Origin of the sequence: Pseudomonas sp. UBA5666, assembly GCF_002420785.1 — a bacterium.
In the GTDB taxonomy this organism is placed as follows: domain Bacteria; phylum Pseudomonadota; class Gammaproteobacteria; order Pseudomonadales; family Pseudomonadaceae; genus Aquipseudomonas; species Aquipseudomonas fulva.
In genome coordinates this window covers 43,781-61,200 of the sequence record NZ_DIIQ01000014.1, presented here as the reverse complement: position 1 = coordinate 61,200, position 17,420 = coordinate 43,781, and the positions used below count along the sequence as shown (strand labels likewise).

The following is a 17,420-nucleotide window of genomic DNA, read 5'->3' as shown; positions in this document are numbered from 1 at the left end:
ACGACTGGCTGCGGGTTGAACCCGGCATTCTACTCGCTATGCAGGCTGGCATAAATCGACTCGGCAAGCTTTTTACTGATGCCCGGTGCCTTGGCAATCTCGTCGACACTGGCGCGGTTGAGCTCTTGCAGGCCGCCGAAATGTTTCAGCAAGTCGCGCCGGCGCTTGGGCCCGACGCCTGCCACATCCTCAAGGCTCGACACTCGCCGGGCCTTGCCGCGACGAGCACGGTGACCGGTGATCGCGAAGCGGTGAGCCTCGTCGCGGATCTGTTGGATCAAGTGCAGCGCCGGCGAATCGCCCTTGAGGGTGAATTCGTTGTGCACATCGTTCAGGTAAAGGGTTTCGAAGCCGGCCTTGCGCGTAACGCCTTTGGCCACGCCAAGCAGGGTCAGCTCACTGAAACCCAGCTCCTGCATCACATCGCGCGCCATGTTCAACTGGCCCTTGCCCCCGTCCACCAGCAGTACGTCCGGCAGCTTGCCTTCGCCATCACGGATGCGCCCGTAACGACGGGTCAGGGCCTGGTGCATGGCGGCGTAGTCGTCGCCGGCAGTCACGCCTTCGATATTGAAGCGCCGGTAGTCCGACTTGATCGGCCCCTCCGGCCCGAACACCACGCAGCTGGCGACCGTGGCCTCGCCACTGGAATGGCTTATGTCGTAGCACTCCAAGCGTTGCGGCACTTCGTCCAGGTCCAGCACTTGAGCCAGTGCGTCGAAGCGTGCGGCCATGTGTTGGCGGTTGGCCAGGCGTGCGTTGAGCGCCTGCTCGGCATTGGTCACTGCCAACTGCTGCCAGCGCGCGCGGGTGCCACGCACTCGGTGACTGATGGTCAGCTCGCGGCCGCGCAGGGCGTTGAGGGCTTCGGTGATGGCCTCGAAGTCCTCGTGCACCACGTTGACGATCAGCTCCCCCGGCAACTCACGCTCCGGGTTGCCGACGTAGTACTGCGAAACGAAAGCCGCCATCACCTCGGAGACGTCTTCCTCGATACCGACCTGCGGGAAGAAGTTCTTGCTCCCCAGCACACGCCCACCACGGACGCTGATCATGTGGACGCAAGCGCCACCAGGGTTGACGAACGCGGCGATGACGTCGACCTCGCCGCTGCCCCCTTCGATGTATTGCTGGTCCTGTACCCGGCGCAGCAGGCCAATCTGGTCGCGCAGTTCGGCCGCCTTTTCGAAATTGAGGTCCATGGCGGCCTTTTCCATCTCGGCATTGAGCTCGTTGCCCAACTGCTGGCTGCGCCCTTCCAGGAACATCACCGAGTGGCGCACGTCTTCGGCATATTCCTCGGCGCTAACCAGGCCGGTACAGGGCCCCTTGCAGCGCTTGATCTGGTATTGCAGGCACGGGCGGGTGCGGTTGGCGTAGTAGCTGTCCTCACATTGCCGTACCAGAAAGGTCTTCTGCAGCACGCTCAGGCTCTCGCGGATGGCCCCGGCACTTGGGTAAGGGCCGAAGTAGCGCCCCTTAGCTTTCTTCGCGCCCCGATGAATGCCAAGCCGTGGAAACTGACCGTCGGAGAGGAATACATAAGGGTAGGACTTGTCGTCACGCAGCAGGATGTTGTACGGCGGGCGCCACTCCTTGATCAGGTTCTGCTCCAGCAACAGCGCCTCGGTTTCGTTGGCGGTGATGGTGGTTTCCACCTGAGCGATGCGGCTGACCAGCGCAGCGGTCTTGGGCGCCAGCCCGGACTTGCGAAAATAGCTGGCAAGGCGCTTCTTGAGGTTCTTGGCCTTGCCCACGTAGAGCAGCCGCGCATCGGCATCGAACATTCGGTACACACCCGGGCGACCACTGCAGGTCGCCAGGAATGCGCTGGCATCAAAGACTTCAGACATGAGGTTTACAGGCTTGCGTCAACCATACCGTGGCGAACGGCCAGCAATGTCAGTTCGACGTCACTGGTGACCGAGAGTTTTTCAAAGATCCGGTACCGGTAGGTATTGACGGTCTTGGGTGAGAGGCACAACTTGTCGGAAATGATCTGCACTTTCTGGCAGCCGACGATCATCAGGGCAATCTGGATTTCACGCTCGGACAACGCATCGAACGGCGAGCCCTGTGGCTGGAACGATTTGAGCGCCAACTGCTGGGCGATCTGCGGGCTAATGTAGCGTTGGCCGGCGAATGCCAGGCGAATGGCCTGAACCATCTCATCGAGCCCTGCCCCCTTGGTCAGGTAGCCGGCCGCGCCTGCTTGTAGCAGGCGCGTGGGGAACGGGTCTTCTTCACACACGGTCACCGCCACCACCTTTATGTCAGGGTGACTGCGCAGCAACTTGCGTGTGGCCTCAAGGCCGCCGATGCCAGGCATCTTGACGTCCATCAGTACAACGTCTGGCTTGAGCTCGCGCGCAAGCTTGAGCGCCGATTCGCCGGAGTCCCCTTCACCTACCACCTGCAAGCCGTCGATGTCGGCCAGCATGCGCGTAATACCGGTTCGTACCAGATCGTGGTCGTCGACCACTAGGACCCTAATCAAGCACACACCTCTTCAGCAGGGCGATTGGATGCCGCCACCTTAACAAAATTTTTCACAACCGGCCTAGCGCATTGCTTTCGTCAGAAACGGCTGACGACCGGCGTCCGAACTTATACGCCCCGGATGCTCATGCCTGTCGTCGGACAGACGTTTCAACAGGTGATAAATCGCCGTCCTGTCGGCTTCAGCGACGCGCCGAAGCGCGTTGAGCACGTCCGACTCCTGCGCACTAAGCCCGTGCAAGGGTACAGGGGTACGCACCCCGTTAAGCACATACAGCGCATCAACCCCCCTGGCCGCTACGGCGGCCAGGTAATCGACACGTGGCGTGCGCTCCCCACTCTCGTACTTGCCCTGCGCGTTGGGTTCCACCCCGCCGATATCGCCGAATACACGCTGGGTCATGCCCAGCCGTTCACGTTCTTCCCGCAGCCGGGGGCCGATTCCATTCATCCGGGCGTCTCCTTGTCCCTGGGTATCTCCGAGCAGCGCCACGTCCGCACTTACCTCCGCGTCGCTCACACAGGGCACTATGCCGCTGCCAGCCGGTTGGGACAAGGCATCATTGTCCTGAGCAATCGATCGTGCGCTGCATGCGCACAAAACAGTCATCCTCACCCATTTCGACGAAGCCTCGTCGCTGGTAAAGCCTGCGCGCCGGATTGGTGCGAAACACCATCAGCCTGAGCAACGCCAGGCGCCGTTGGGCTGCCCAATGCGCAAGCGTTTCGAGCACCCAGCTACCAACGCCCTGCCCTTGGTGGGCGGGAAGCAAATGCAACTCCCGGATGAACAGCGCCTGGCTATCCTGGCTGAGGCTGCAGAAACCCAACACGGCGTCGGTATTGGTCACCAGCCACTGCTCGCGCCATTGCCAGGCCTGATCGAACGCCTGCTCCACCCAGAGCAGGTCGTAGCGGTGGTAATACGGCAGCATGAGACGGCGCGTCAGGTCGCGGGCGAACGCAAGGTCACTGTCAGTGGCAGGGGTCAGTTGCAGCATCACGCGTTCTCCCGCTCAGGCAGGCTTGGCCGTAAGGAACTCACGCCCTTGCATGGGCCTGGCGCTGCAACTTATCGGTATCGACACGGACGAACACCGAATCGGCCCTGACAGTGAGCACCCCATCGGCCCACACCTCGCAGATCACCCGGCTTTTGCGTGCTACTTCCCCCTCAACCCGAGCCTTGAGCAGCAGCTCAACCCCCATAGGGGTTGGTTTGAGGTACTCAAGCCCCAGGCGGCCAGTGACGCAGTCGATACGCGGTAAGCTGCCAGGCGCCCGGCCTTCGTTTCGATAGTGGTAGGCCATGGCCGTCCAATTGGAGTGGCAGTCCACCAGCATCGCGAGCAATCCGCCGTAGACCAGCCCCGGCCAGCCGGTAAAGGTAGCGTCGGGGGTGTGCCGGCAGATCAGATGAATGCCGTCTTCGGCCCAATGGCTTTGTACATGCAGCCCGCCCGGATGGGCGCTGCCACAGCCATAGCAAATGCCATCCAGGGCAGCCACTGCCTGCAGGCTCAAGGCTTGATCGTTCATACGCTTCCTGTGCTTGTTGTAATGAGGGCGCGCTACGCCCTCATTAAAGCAGAGAGGTCACGCGGTTTGCAGGCTCGCCTTGCCGGGGCGCCTGGCCAGCGCTACTACAAGGATGAACGTCGTGACCCCGGCTGTCATCAATGTTTCGTATCGGTAGGCATCGCTGACCAACATGTATCCCAGCACCAGGACGATGGTGGCGATAACCAGCCAGGTCAGCCATGGGAACAACCACATCTTGAGCTCCAGCGGGCGCCCTTCCCGCTCTGCGCGGGCGCGCATGCGCAATTGCGACACGGCGATGACCAGATACACCAGCAGCGCAATGGCACCGGTGGTGGACAGCAGAAAGCCGAATACCTTGCCTGGGAACACGTAGTTGACCAGACACCCGGCAAACCCTGCCAACGTCGAGAGGATCACCGCGACCGTGGGCACGCCGGAGCCTGAGATACGCCGGGTCATGGGCAGGGCCTGCCCGCGAGCGCCCAGCGAATACAGCATGCGCGAGGCGGTATACAGCCCCGAGTTCATGCAACTGGTCACGGCTACCAATACCACCAAGTCCACCAGCAGCTTGGCACCAGGCACGTTCAGCACTTCAAGTACGCGTTGGAACGAGCCGACTGCCTTGAGCCCTGGATCATTCCAGGCCACCAGCGAAACCACCAGAAAGATCGAAGCCAGGTAGAAGATCGCGATGCGATACACCACCAGGTTGGTGGCACGCCGGATCTTGTCCTTGGGGTTGGCCGTCTCGTCGGCAGCGATGGTGACGATCTCCGCGCCAAAGAACGAAAAAATGGTGATCAGCACGCCGCCCAGTACGGTGCCAAAGCCATTGGGCATGAAGCCCCCAGCATCCCAGAGTCGGCTGACCCCGGACACCTCGGCCAAGGGCCAGAACCCACTCACCGCCAAGGTACACACGACGATGAAGGCAACGATGGCCACGACCTTGATCAACGCGAACCAGTATTCGAACGCGCCGAAGTTCTTGACACTGATCAGGTTGGTGCCCGATAGCACGAGCATGATCAGGAAGGCGAACAGCCAGGACGGCACCCCGGGAAAGTAGGCATGCAGAATATCAGCGCCGGCAATGGCTTCGACCGGAATGATCAACACCCAGAACCACCAGTACAGCCAGCCGATGGTAAAGCCTGCCCACGGGCCAATGGCTTGCGAGGCGTAGGTGGAGAACGAGCCGCTGTTAGGGTTGGCAATGGCCATCTCACCCAGCATGCGCATCACCAGCAACACCAGCAGCCCGGTCATGGCGTAGGAAATGAGAATGGCCGGGCCTGCCGTGGCGATGGCGTTGGACGAGCCAATGAACAGCCCGGCGCCAATGATGCCGGCAATGGAAATCATCGATACCTGGCGCGAAGTCAGGCCATGTTGCAAGGAACGCTGTTTCTTGTTGTTCGAGGAAGCCATGTTGAACCCTCTGACTGGATCGCACGGTCATTTTTTGATCCGAGTCAGTATTGGGGCTTGGCCGGGGCGTCACAAACGACGTTTTATCACTACGTGATTCCCTCAAGGAATGATCACGTGCTCTTACACATAGGAACACGTTCTCTAAACTGGCCTGCAGGCCTATGTCGTGAAGGTCAGTTCATAAGGCTCCGAGTTCATCGCTCGCAGAGCGTTGATGATTGACTCGAATACATCAAGAATCAAAGGAATGAAAGCAATCCAATAATTCGTTTGCACCCCCTGATGACACGCGTTTGGATTGGCAGCACATCGCCCATAGGTCCCTGCCCCATGAACCACGACTGCATCAGCCAATCCATCGCCATCGTTCATCCCATCACCCTTTCACATGGCCGCAACGCCGAGGTGTGGGACGAGCAAGGTAAACGCTACATCGATTTCGTAGGCGGCATCGGCGTGTTGAACCTGGGCCATTGCAATCCCGCGGTCGTACAGGCCATACAAGCTCAGGCCAGCCGCCTGACTCACTACGCCTTCAATGCAGCGCCGCATGCCCCTTACCTTGAGCTGATGGCGCAACTCAACCAATTCATCCCGGTCGATTACGCGCTGGCCGGCATGCTGACCAACAGCGGCGCGGAGGCGGCGGAAAACGCCCTGAAAGTCGCCCGTGCGGCGACCGGCAAGCGCGCCATCATCGCCTTCGACGGCGGCTTCCACGGCCGCACACTGGCCACCCTGAACCTCAACGGCAAGGTGGCCCCTTACAAGCAGCGGGTCGGCGAACTACCGGGGCCGGTGTACCACATGCCCTACCCCAGCGCCGATAACGGGGTTACCTGCGAACAGGCCCTCAAGGCGATGGACCGCCTGTTCAGCGTCGAACTGGCAGTGGAGGACGTGGCGGCGTTCATCTTCGAGCCGGTGCAAGGCGAAGGCGGATTCCTCGCCCTTGACCCAAGCTTCGCCCAGGCCCTGCGCCGCTTCTGTGACGACCATGGCATCCTGATCATCATCGACGAGATCCAGTCCGGATTCGGCCGCACCGGCCAGCGCTTCGCCTTCCCGCGCTTGGGGCTTGAGCCCGACCTGCTGCTGTTGGCCAAAAGCATTGCCGGCGGCATGCCGCTGGGTGCGGTGGTCGGGCGCAAGGAACTGATGGCAGCGCTGCCCAAGGGCGGCCTGGGTGGCACCTATTCAGGCAACCCAATCGCCTGCGCAGCGGCCCTGGCCAGCCTGGCGCAGATGACCGACGAGAACATCGCTACCTGGGGCGAACGTCAGGAGCAGGCAATCGTGCGCCGCTTCGCACACTGGCAGGCGATGGGCCTGCCGTTCCTCGGCCGCCTGACCGGCGTCGGTGCCATGCGCGGGATCGAGTTCGTCAATGCCGACGGCAGCCCGGCACCGGCGCAGCTGGTAAAGGTGATTGAAGCGGCACGCGCCAGGGGGCTGCTGCTGATGCCCAGCGGCAAGGCGCGGCACATCATCCGCCTGTTGGCACCGCTGACCATCGAGGCCCACGTGCTCGAGGAAGGCCTGGATGTGCTCGAGAGGTGCCTAGCAGAGCTTGACTCCTGAGAGGAAGAGGATATAGAGACTCAGCGCTTGCGGAGTAAGCCTGTCGAACTCGAAGGCAATTAAGCTGCCTTCGAGTTCGAATGGCAATTGACGACCAAACCGCAGTAGACCAGGCCGTTTACACGCCGGCTTGCCTCAGTTGATTCCCGCCGCCTGACGCAATACCCCGTCCTTGCTGGACTCGCCGGTGATCACGCCGGTGTGGGGGTGGAAAGTCCAGGCGCTGTCGGCACCGATCGTCTCACCCCAGATTGCCAGGTCCGGCAACCACTGGCCGAGCTGATCGCCGTAAACATTCTTGAACAAGATGAAGTCTGACTTGCTTGGCATGCGCATGCCAAGGGACTTACACAGCTTCTCGGCACTGCTCCGTGTCGAACTGGCGGCAAGGATTTCCAACCCGACCAGGCCGGTGACGGTCAATTGATACTGCTCTGTGCTACCTGAGGCCAGAGTAGCGGTAATGGTGGTACTACCGTTTCGCAAGACCCCGATATTACCGGCGCCGTCCACCGTCGCGACGCTTGCATCACTGCTTTTGTAGCCAGTGGCGCCGAGCAAGGGACGAGCGAACTTCATCTGTGCCGGCAACTGCTTGGGCAGCTTGATCTTGCCGTTGTGAAGGAACACTGGCAGCCGCTGGGCTGAGAAGTCCACCTCATGACTGCCGGTGAAACCATCGCTGATTCCGAACTCCAAGGCCGCGCTGGGCCCATCCTGGCCAACTGTGTAATAGACCTTGAGCTTGCCGCTGCCCTGGGCGAACAGCTGCTTTGGGAAGCGCAAGGTAATAAGTTGATCGTTGTAGTTTACTGGCAGGCTCTTGCTTGCCAACTTCGTACCATCCACCTTGGCCAGAACGACGGTGAGTTCCTTGCCTGCATACATCGCATCGAGCTGGATGTCGACCGCTGCGCCTTGTGCGGGCAGGCGGTCCGGGTTGAGCCATCCGGCGATGGCGTGATCCGAGGTCGGGGTGTTGAGGTTGCTCATGAGGCGCTCCTATTGAGGGCCGTGTTGGGAGTGTCCGCCGGCCCTGCCATCGAGGTTGATAATCAGATGCGCTGGGCGCGAACCTTCTGTACCAGGTCGGCCTGGACGGACAAACTGGATCCGCCGTATCGACTGTCCCCCCAAGTCAGCACGCGGCCATCATGGGTCAACGCAGTGAAGGCATAATAGTTGGCGTAGATTGCCCTCACGTTGATCAACTGGCCGGCTAGGTCAGTTGTGTAGCCGCCATACGAGTTACTGCCCCAGCATCTGACCGAGCCATCGGCGAACAATGCGGCGAACGCTGCGCTTGTAGCACTGACTTGCATTACATCAGCGCGTTTGGCGATGTCAGCGGGCAGATTCCCCCCTTCCGCCGCGCGCCCCCACGCCACAACGTGCCCGTTACTGCGCCTGGCACAGAATGCCGAAGAGGTTGCAGTTACCTCGACAATGTCGGTCAAGCGCGCGATCTCGACGGGCACGACCCCACCGTAGGCCGCACCACCGAACGCAATGACCTTGCGCTGACTGGTCAGCAAGCAGTGAGCGGCAGCTGTATGCGCCTCGATCGACTCGATATCATCGCGCTGGGCAATGTCCGTGGGCAGGCTGCCGACATGGCTTAAATCGCCCCATACGAACACTTTCTTGCGCCCATCGGTAGTGACACGTCGGCCGATGAACGTGCGAACGCCACCTTGCACCTCGACTACATCGTCAAGAATCTGAAGGTCTGGCGGCATGACACCGCCGTAGTTCGGATGACCCCAGGCAACCATCCCCCCATTGCTGCGCAGCGCCGCGAATGCGTAGAGGGTAGCTACGATTTCATCGACGTCCCGCAGGTCGAGAATGTATTGCGGAATCTGCCCACCTGAGGCGATAACGCCCCATCCGGTCAGATACCGATCGCCAGGATTGGTGCCGTACAAGGCGACGAAGGCCTCGTAGTTGGAGCGAACCTTTAGGAAATCCCGCCGCACCACATCTTCCGGCCGCATGGTCGCACCGTAATTGGGATGACCCCAGCAGGTAATCGCGCCATTCGAACGTCGGGCCGCCATGGCCAGGTTGGTGACCGAGAGGTCGACCACATCATCCAGCGCAGGTGCAGCGGCGATACTACCCCATGATTTAAGCCCGTAAGCGCCAGGCACCGGCGTATCGGTCAGCGCAGTGAAGCCCCTGTCATTACCCATCACATTAGGGACATTGAGCACAATCTGCTGCGCGCCTGTGCGCACTTCGAGCAGGCGCTCTGGCTGGGTATCGTGCCAGGTCTGCGCGGGTGTCCAAGTGGCGTCGCCCCTGTAGCGCCACTCGGCGATGATCGGGCTGGAGGTCACCCCATGTACGGCCGTCAAACGCCGCGGCGGGGTTATGGCGGCTCTGCCATCGACGTTGAAGCGCGCTCCCATGACTCGCAAAGGCCCAGCACTGACCACCTGGTTGACCGAATAGAGTTGCTCCGGCGACTGCTCCACCCGGCCATCGGCAAAGCGTTTGATTCTGTAGCTGAGTTTCAGCCCATGGTTCATGTGGGCGACGATGATCGCCGAGGCGACCGGGACGTGCAGTGCTACCCCCTGCTCACCGGCCTGCACAGTATGGGTGATGGTGTTCACCTGTCCGCCCTGGAGGCCCTCGATATCGACCAGCACCTCATCGCCGATCTCGAGCCTGGCCGCAGCCGCGATCACCACCGTGGCCTGGCCGTTGAGGTCGAATGGGTTGATATTGCCCTGCAAAGCCTCGGCGATTACCGCATCCGGCAAGGGGCCGCGCTGGACGCGGAACTTGATGAGGCCTGACCAATCCGAAGGGCGTTTATCGTCGAAACGGATGATTTCGTATTGCACATCGACTTCGCCGTTCTCGCTGGCCAGAACGTAGCGCAAGTCGATCGGCACTGTGCGCGCCGCACCCTCCTCGCCTCTGGCCACCGAATCGTGAACTTCGATAACGCTGTTGGGGTGGTCGCCATTCCAATACACCACCACCTTGTCACCAGCAGCCAGCCCGGCCGCAGCCGGAATCGTCACCGTCGCAGCAAGGCTCAGGGCGCTGGGGTCGAGCACGTCCTGCTGCACCTCGTTGACCACTGGCAGAGGAAGGTCGTGCTGCGGCTGTTTACCAAGCACCAGCTCAAGGTCGAAGGATACCAGGTCGATTTGCCCAGGCCGCATGATGCGGTAGTAGACCGTCACATTCTGGGTTTGGGTCAGACCCGGATCGAGCTGCGCGCGCGGGATCTGGAACTTGATGCTGGTGCCGCCAGAGGCGGGTACATTCTGAGTGTCAAGATAGACCCCGCCGGATGAAGTACTCCATTCGATTTCAACCGTATAAGGCGCGCTGATGGTACCGGGCAGCGGCACGACCAGGTCCACACCCAGGGCGTATTCAGCCAGCGCGGGGTCGAGCACGCCGTTGGCGGGATCTGGATCGAGCGTCGGTGCAACCAAGGTTTCCAACGTTTCACCGACATCCAGCAAGGCGGATTCGGACAACACCTGCACCTTGCCCCGGGTAACTGTGTAGGACACATCCAACGTACCACCGTCGAGCGGTAGCAGCAGCTTGCTGCCATTGAGACGAAACACCGCATCCTGTCCGGCCTGGGCAGTGCTGATGCGCAACGGCGCGGGTTTCTCGAGCAGCAGCGTGGTATCTGGGCGCACACCCCGCCATGTAAGCGTCACCAGGTCGTTGGCTTGCAACTTGGCCGCGGCTGGCACGACCACTATGACGGGATCAAGATCGGCTTCTGTGTAGCCCTGACTGATACCATTGAGCTGCGGCGGCGGCAATTTGAGCGCAGCGCCTACGAACTTCACCCGCGTGCGCTTGGAATATTCAACCTTGGCGCCCCGGTAGCATTCGTAGCTGGCTATGCCCTGGCCTCCCCATAAAGGTTGCAGGTGGCGCACCGGCAGGTCGAAGATCAGGGTGCGGGTGCCACGTACCACCACCTGCGTACCAAGATCGATCTCCGACCTAACCCCCTGAGCATCCTCGCCAGTCCATAGCGCATGAATCTGATCGCCGACCTTGAACCCTCCCGCAGGTGGATCGATCTCGACACTGAGCCCCGCCGCACCTGGCGAGCCCGGCTGCAAGCGCGACACGCTCTGGAGGGTCTGCGGATCCACCACGTGCGGCGCCGGCAGGCCTTTGGCCAGATCGTTGGTGATCACCGTGTTGGGCGACCAGTCATCGGACTCGTTGCCCACCTCGTCAATGACGTAGTAGCTGATTTCCACATTGGCATCGCTGGAGCCGTCGACCACCGAATCGGGGATATCGATGGTGATCGCCTTGCCGACTTGGCGGCTGGTCACCTCATGCTCGAGCATGTGCCCCGACCAGCTCAGTTGGATGCGATCATAGCGGCGCATCTTGGCGTAGGCAGGCACCGTCACTTGCACGTTCTTGCTGTTGAGGTCGATCTTGGCATGCGACACCGTGGCTGGCGCCAGTTGATGGTCCAGATTGGGGTCTTCGCCCGGATAATTGAGCCGCACCAGCACGCTCAGTCGCACCGACTGCTCCTCGACACTGGCGCTAGGTGCAGTGACGCTGAAATAGAGTTCGGTAATGCCCGCTGGAATATCATCGGCCGGGATGTTCAATGTCAGCGGTTGGCCTTGCTGGCCGCTGCGCACTTTGTGGGTCCAGACCTGATCGTCGTCCCAGTAGACCTTGATCACATCGTCCACTTGCATGTTCGAGTAGGCCGGGATAACCACAGGCAGGCCGGCAACGCCTTCATTGATCAGGTCGCCGCTAACCCCGACGTCGGCGCCTTTGGTCTTGAGTGGGTAGACGCTTTCGGGGATATAAACATGACCGATACTGCCTGCCGGAGCACGGGTGGGGTCGAGTTTCAATAAGTAGGCGTTGAAATCATCGATATCGTTTTGCAATGCATTAGCCAGGGTCGTTGGCATTTTATCCTCCGCTGCTGAAATCAGCACATACTGAAACGCTCACGATAGATAGCTAGTATTATCAATTCAGCTTGCGCACGAGTACGCACCGTCATGTTTTCACTGATCATTCGAAGTATTGATCTTCAGGGCGATACTCTACCAATTGCCCATTGGCCGCATAGGTATCCAGCGCCAATACAGGCAGGTATCCGCCAGCGGTATCCTGATTGAATTCTCGCTGATAGCGTCTCGCAGTATCTTTGGCTGTTGCGGTGTTCCGATAATAAAATGCCTCCAACGGAAGGTCCGCCGGCACATTGTCGGGCCAAACGTTCATCACCGCTTCGTTCCAATCGTTGGCGGAACGCAGCTTTCGGACTTCCGCCGCCAACTGAAAGCCCGCCTGGTCTGCATCAAAGGCACAAGTGCCGTTCCGGCCGCCGTTATAGCGGTTATTCCACTGTGTAGCCGTAGTGATGCCTAAGCTTCGGCAGACCCCCTGATGAGAGCAAGGATTATTTCTGCGTGACGTTGCCGCATTCTGCGGATACATACAACGCAACGTGATGGGCTGAGCTGCCGGAGCGCCCGATGCTTTCAATATATAGCCCTGGGTGTAGTTTGACGATTGAACAACCTGGGTATCGGCTGCATAGAAACTGAACGAAACAGCGTTATTGAGTTTAGAGTCAGGCGTATTATTCCAAACACGAAAGTTCCCGGGGCCGGCCCCACGCACCCATACGCCATTGCAGTTGTAACGGGCACTCCCGTCCGGGCAGGCAGGCGCCGTATCCACATATCGAGCGTTGATTCGTGCTGCTACAGCGTAACCTTCGTTTAACTGCTCAGACTGAGCAAAACCGAAGACAAGGGAGTCGCTCGGCTGGTAGCGAACAAGGGGTAACCACTCCCCCGTGGCCTGATACCAGCTCAATTGGTGTCTCTGCCCGCGCCACAACGCGCCCGGTACGTCCAAGCGGTAATACAGTGCCTGGACGGCTACTTTCGCCGGAGTCTGGGCATCCCAGTTGCTCACCTCAACGGTTTCGGGCTGCGGCCGAGAGCTCACATCGTAAGCCTTGTCCTGGGCCAACGCTTCGAAACGGTTCATGAGGATAAAGCCGGTATTCTCCGTAGCCGTCGCTGCTGGCAGATCGCTGCGCAGGTAGACAAACTGCTCACTGCCTCGCTGGCTGGCTGCCGAATCATGCTCCCAGAACTTGTACGGATGGTTCTGCGACATTGGCCTGGCCAGCACGCCGCTACAGGAGTAATCGGGTTGATTTGCAGCGCATTTTTCGGGGGTATCAGCCAGGCGCATGTTCAGCGCATCGGCAACTCCGGGACCACTCATGGCCCAGATACTGGAAGTGGACAGGCATAGCAGGGCTATACCGCAAATTTGCAGCGTTAGGCGATTCATAGGTGACTCCTGAAAAGACCGCGGCAAACGTACTGCCACCACCGGTACTCTGGGCAAAGCCATGCACGGGCGGTGGCAGGGTCATTCAACCAAGGGGATATCCCGCCGGACCACTAGAGATACGGTACGGCCGGCCAGACATTGCAGCCCTCGGCGAGTGCTTGTTGTTGCGTGGCATCGGGGCGTATGGGCTCCATGTTGTAGACCGGCGTTTCACGTATGGCACGCCCCTGGTCGGTGCCATTCAGATGGCAGACCAGTTGCCTGCGCATGCCACCCCCGTACCGATCCCCACTCCAACGCGGGTCATCGCCATATTTTCTCAGCAACTCGGCATACATCGCTTCGGTCTCGTTCGCAGCGATGCGCCGGCCGTGCGCCGTAGGCGTGACCGCCAAAGACCATACGTCTTTCCCTAAGTGCGGGTCGTCACGCTGGATCCACTCAGCGCTTTGAATATAGGGCTTATTGGAGCTTGCCTGAATGCGACGCGGCAGGTCTCGATGTTGCGCATCGGCCTCACAGGAGAAGCGCGCCGCACTGTTGGCGGACTGCGGAAAGTCGAACCTCACCACCGGGACCCATGACCCGGTGTGCTGATAATAATCAAACTGGTTCTTCATGGCTTGCTTGCGACCGGCATCAAGACTATAGAAAAAGGCCGCCACCGGAACTTTATCCTTATCCCAAGTCGCCACGCGCAACTCCGTTTGAGTCTCCAACGCATCAGACGTATTGGCGATCGCCTGGCGGGCACTGATAAAGTCCTTGAACGCCTCAGTGCGTTGCGCACGGCCAAGGCTTCTTTTCAAACTGAAACCACATAGTCTTTGGTGGCGGTTGGTGCCAGCGAATGCCTGCAAACCGTTATAATGACCGACCCATCCTGTTGCGTCGGTAATCCCGAGTGCCTGACAACTGTTCTCCACTTCAGCGGTGTTGGCATTATCCAAACAGCCACGTTCTTGGCGGAAGTCGGTCCAGGCGTCGAGTGGAAACGCACAGACGACGTTCAGCTTTTTATCAGCATCGTTCACGAACTGACGAGGCGTGATGATGTAGCCGTTGTTCGCCGCCATGCCAGGATCTCGATAAGCGATTTGGTCGGCACGCATCCAGGAGACCGAAACGCCACCCGAAGCTACCGACGCCGGGCTAGGGTTCCAGACATAATATTTAAGAGGGTCGTTCGGTGTGGGGATCTTTTCCGGATTGCCAACTTTTTCATCCCAACGATGCGTGGCCCTTAACATCACCCCACTGCAGTCGACGGCCGGATCCAAGCCACAATCGGAACGCGTATCGGAATACCAACTTTCAATCTGCTTGACGACACCTTCACACGTGGCGGCGTCTGCTATCCCAGTAAAAGTCGACAGTGGAATCAAAACACAGGCGACTCTCGCCTTCATCCTGATCATCGCGGCATCCTCTTGTCGGATATATTTCCGACTTCGATGCTAAGGATGCCCACGGGTGGCAACAACTAGCAGAAATACTAGTTTTTAACTTACTCGATCTATGGAAGTTGCAGTGAATTTTTATCGCCGTGCTGCAGTACTTACAGCCCAAGCTCTTCGGGTGTCAGCATATCGGACTCGAAGGCAATCCAGCCGCCTTCGAGCTCGGCGTGGCCGTTGACGATCGGGCCATAGTAGGTCAGGCCGTTTTCCAGGGTCACGCAGATGTGCGTGGCGTTCTTTTCCGGCGCGGCCAGCGTACCGACGAAATGCACCTTCTTGAGGGTCTCGGTCACCGCCTCCAGGCCCACGCGCATGCTGGCGTTTTCCGAGGCTTCGATGTCGCCGCCTCGGTCTTCGGCGCTGATGGTGATGGTGGCGATGTACGGGTACTGGTTGCTCAAGCGGGTCTACCTCGAAACGTGGGTGGGCATAGGGGCGCGTAGAGTACGGCAGCCGTCACGCCTTGTCTCTAGCGTTCGCCTGCTGAGCCCGCACGGGACAGGCCAACACAGGTGATCTGCTCGCCATGATCTGTTAGGGTGCCGGCCGATACACGCCCTAGCATACGAGGATCCCGAGTGAGCGCCGAAGAACCCCTGATCGCCGACCTGTTCGACGTCGACAAACGCCTGTCCCTCAAGCCGGTCGTGGATTTCAACAGCTACCTGCGCAATGCGTTTGGCGAGGGACCCTGCCGCTGCCACCGTTGCCTTGAAGGCGCCGACCAGACGGCCTACGCCCTGGCGCACACGTTTTCGTTCGACGGCCGGCAATGGCATCGCCGCTTCGCCAGTACCGCCGCCAGCGACATGGCCCAAGTTCTGAAAAAGGCTTGGCTGTCCTACACCAAGGCTGATCTGACGCTGTCCGGCATGCTCGACCTGAGCACCGTACAGACCTTTACCGATGCAGCGCTGCACCCGCGCCTGCTCGCCCTGCTGCCCGCCAGCGGGCTGGCCCGTGAAGCCGACGGACAGTGGCACCTGCAGGCCCCGACCGACTGAGACCCTGGCCTGCGGTACCCTCGGCAGGCCGGCGCTTCAGTGCTGTTCGCCGGCCCGCTTGAGCAGCTTCTTGCAACGCTCGGACAAATGCACCACCCGCAGGTGCTTGCCGGCTTTGGCATAGCGCTCGCGCAAGGTTTTCAACGCGGCAATGGCCGAATAGTCCACAAAGCTCAAGTGCTGGCAGTCCAAGGTCACCTCGGCCGGATCATTGGCCGGGTCGAACTGGTTCAGGAACGGCGCGGTCGAGGCAAAGAACAACGTGCCGTGCACCTGATAACGCTTGTGCCCGTGCTCGTCTTCATGACTGTCGGCGTACAGTTCGCGCGCATGTTGCCAGGCAAAGTTCACCGCCGCGATCACGATGCCGAACAGTACGGCCATGGCCAAGTCGGTGAAGACCGTCACCACGGTGACGGCGATGATCGCCAGCATGTCGTTCACCGGCACCTTGTGCAGCACCCGCAGCGACGCCCAGGCGAACGTTTGTTGCGCTACCACGAACATCACGCCTACCAGGGCCGCCAAGGGGATGCGCTCGATCAATGGCGAAAGGAACAGCACGAACAACAGGATCATCACCCCGGCCATCACCCCGGACAGCCGCCCTCGCCCGCCGGAACTGAGGTTGATCACCGTCTGCCCGATCATGGCGCATCCGCCCATGCCGCCGCACAATCCCGACACCATGTTGGCCGCCCCGAGCGCGACGCACTCGCGGTCCGGAAAGCCGCGGCTTTCAGTGATCTCGTCCGTCAGGTTGAGGGTGAGCAGGGTTTCGAGCAGGCCCACCATGGCCATCAACACGGCGTAAGGGGCGATGATCTGCAGCGTTTCAAGGGTCCAGGGCACCGCCGGCCAAGCCAGCTGCGGAAGGCCACCAGCAATGTGGGCCATGTCACCCAGGGTGCGCGTCGGCAGGTCGAACAGGTACACCAACAGACCCACGCCCAGGATCGCAACCAGCGCCGGTGGCACAGCGCGGGTGAGCCTGGGCAGGATGTAGACCACCGCCATCGTCAACGCCACCAGGCCGACCATCAAGTACAAGGGCGCGCCGTCGAGCCAGCGCTCGCCTTGCTTGAAATGCTCCAGCTGGGCCATGGCAATGACGATCGCCAGGCCGTTGACGAAGCCGAGCATTACCGGGTACGGCACCAGCCTGACCAGCTTGCCCAGGCGCAGCACGCCGAACAGGATCATCACCACGCCCCCGAGCAACACCGTGGCCAGCAGGTATTGCGCGCCGTGCTGCACCACCAGCGCGACGATCACGACGGCCATCGAGCCCGCGGCACCGGAAATCATCCCAGGTCGACCGCCAAACAGCGCGGTCAGCGTGCAAATGACGAATGCGCCATAAAGGCCCATCAATGGATTGAGGTGTGCCACCAGGGCGAAGGCAATGCATTCGGGCACAAGAGCAAACGAGGTGGTCAAGCCGGCCAGCAGGTCGGCGCGTAGGCGAGCGGGTTTCATGGGTTTCCTGAGTGACGGTCCAGAACGGACGGAGCGCGAAAGTAAAGGCGCGATGTTA

14 protein-coding genes are annotated in these 17,420 nt (G+C 60.4%); 2 read left to right on the top strand and 12 right to left on the bottom strand.

The genetic code is table 11. From position 1 onward, the window contains the following. Positions 1–29: 29 nt before the first annotated feature. From uvrC to B2Y33_RS08185, 6 genes are all read right to left on the bottom strand, one after another. Positions 30–1,853, bottom strand: a complete 1,824-nt coding sequence (uvrC, locus tag B2Y33_RS08210; protein WP_027916238.1) for an excinuclease ABC subunit UvrC — start codon at positions 1,851–1,853, stop codon at positions 30–32. A gap of 5 nt (positions 1,854–1,858) precedes the next feature. Continuing rightward, positions 1,859–2,497 (bottom strand): response regulator transcription factor GacA, encoded by a 639-nt coding sequence (gene gacA / locus B2Y33_RS08205; RefSeq protein WP_027916239.1) that lies wholly within the window; start codon positions 2,495–2,497, stop codon positions 1,859–1,861. 63 nt (positions 2,498–2,560) lie between these two features. Continuing rightward, positions 2,561–2,950 (bottom strand): helix-turn-helix domain-containing protein, encoded by a 390-nt coding sequence (locus B2Y33_RS08200; protein ID WP_088523592.1) that lies wholly within the window; start codon positions 2,948–2,950, stop codon positions 2,561–2,563. Positions 2,951–3,059: 109 nt separating this feature from the next. After that, complete coding sequence (locus B2Y33_RS08195; RefSeq protein ID WP_128610362.1) at positions 3,060–3,503, bottom strand: GNAT family N-acetyltransferase; 444 nt, start codon at positions 3,501–3,503, stop codon at positions 3,060–3,062. A gap of 37 nt (positions 3,504–3,540) precedes the next feature. Continuing rightward, entirely contained in the window at positions 3,541–4,038 is a 498-nt protein-coding gene (locus B2Y33_RS08190; RefSeq protein WP_181074270.1) for a PaaI family thioesterase, read from the bottom strand. A gap of 57 nt (positions 4,039–4,095) precedes the next feature. Beyond that, positions 4,096–5,478 carry an amino acid permease gene (locus tag B2Y33_RS08185; RefSeq protein WP_027916242.1) on the bottom strand — a complete coding sequence of 461 codons (1,383 nt, stop codon included), beginning with the start codon at positions 5,476–5,478 and terminating at the stop codon, positions 4,096–4,098. Between the two features lie 333 nt (positions 5,479–5,811). Between B2Y33_RS08185 and B2Y33_RS08180 the strand changes: the two genes are divergently transcribed. After that, complete coding sequence (locus B2Y33_RS08180; RefSeq protein WP_206405416.1) at positions 5,812–7,062, top strand: 2-aminoadipate transaminase; 1,251 nt, start codon at positions 5,812–5,814, stop codon at positions 7,060–7,062. A 135-nt stretch (positions 7,063–7,197) separates the two neighbouring features. Here the strand turns inward: B2Y33_RS08180 and B2Y33_RS08175 are convergent, their stop codons facing one another. The 5 genes from B2Y33_RS08175 to B2Y33_RS08155 all read right to left on the bottom strand — a co-directional run bounded on the left by B2Y33_RS08175 (position 7,198) and on the right by B2Y33_RS08155 (position 15,280). Next, the gene (locus B2Y33_RS08175; protein ID WP_206405417.1) at positions 7,198–8,055 is read right to left on the bottom strand and encodes an Ig-like domain-containing protein; all 858 of its coding nucleotides are present in this window, start codon (positions 8,053–8,055) and stop codon (positions 7,198–7,200) included. Between the two features lie 62 nt (positions 8,056–8,117). Beyond that, the gene (locus tag B2Y33_RS08170) at positions 8,118–12,008 is read right to left on the bottom strand and encodes an RCC1 domain-containing protein (RefSeq protein WP_206405418.1); all 3,891 of its coding nucleotides are present in this window, start codon (positions 12,006–12,008) and stop codon (positions 8,118–8,120) included. A 106-nt stretch (positions 12,009–12,114) separates the two neighbouring features. Next, positions 12,115–13,416 carry a hypothetical protein gene (locus tag B2Y33_RS08165; protein ID WP_206405419.1) on the bottom strand — a complete coding sequence of 434 codons (1,302 nt, stop codon included), beginning with the start codon at positions 13,414–13,416 and terminating at the stop codon, positions 12,115–12,117. Between the two features lie 113 nt (positions 13,417–13,529). Then, positions 13,530–14,837 carry a DUF2599 domain-containing protein gene (locus B2Y33_RS08160; protein WP_288632827.1) on the bottom strand — a complete coding sequence of 436 codons (1,308 nt, stop codon included), beginning with the start codon at positions 14,835–14,837 and terminating at the stop codon, positions 13,530–13,532. 140 nt (positions 14,838–14,977) lie between these two features. Next, positions 14,978–15,280 (bottom strand): hypothetical protein, encoded by a 303-nt coding sequence (locus B2Y33_RS08155; protein WP_023534858.1) that lies wholly within the window; start codon positions 15,278–15,280, stop codon positions 14,978–14,980. Between the two features lie 177 nt (positions 15,281–15,457). On the opposite strand from B2Y33_RS08155, the gene B2Y33_RS08150 reads away from it, so the two are divergent. Continuing rightward, positions 15,458–15,883, top strand: a complete 426-nt coding sequence (locus B2Y33_RS08150) for a hypothetical protein (protein ID WP_028686568.1) — start codon at positions 15,458–15,460, stop codon at positions 15,881–15,883. Positions 15,884–15,919: 36 nt separating this feature from the next. On the opposite strand, the gene B2Y33_RS08145 is transcribed toward B2Y33_RS08150, so the two are convergent. After that, a complete protein-coding gene (locus tag B2Y33_RS08145; protein ID WP_049695699.1) occupies positions 15,920–17,362 on the bottom strand; it encodes a SulP family inorganic anion transporter in 1,443 nt (480 codons plus the stop codon). Positions 17,363–17,420: the final 58 nt, after the last annotated feature.